A 344-nucleotide genomic window follows, 5' to 3' on the forward strand; every position below is an offset into this window, starting at 1 on the left:
AAGGAGGGAAGGGAGGAGAGAGGAGGGAGGGAAGAGAAAAGAAAAAAGGGAGAGGAGAAAGGGGAGGGGGAGAGAGGGGAAGAGGAGGGGAAGAGGAAGGAAAGGGGAAGGGAGGAAAAGAGAGGAGGGAAGAGAGAAGGAGAAAAAGAGAAGGGAGAAAGAGGGAAAGAGAAGAAGGGGAAGAAAGGGGAAAGAAGGAGGAAAGAGAAGGAGAGAGGGGGGAGAGGAAAGGGGGAAGAAAAGAAAGGAGGAGGGAAAAGGAGATGAGTAAAATAAAAGGTAAAATCAAGAAAGCCAACTGCCTGGTGATCTTCATCAACCAGATCCGGATGAAGATTGGTGTA

The 344-nt window shown here is 49.1% G+C and carries 1 pseudogene; it reads left to right on the plus strand.

What is annotated here, in order from left to right:
* Positions 1-344: pseudogene (locus tag NR126_RS29190) on the plus strand (DNA recombination/repair protein RecA); the annotation flags it as partial.

Source organism: Pseudomonas sp. Pse1 (assembly GCF_024519635.1).
Lineage (GTDB): Bacteria > Pseudomonadota > Gammaproteobacteria > Pseudomonadales > Pseudomonadaceae > Aquipseudomonas.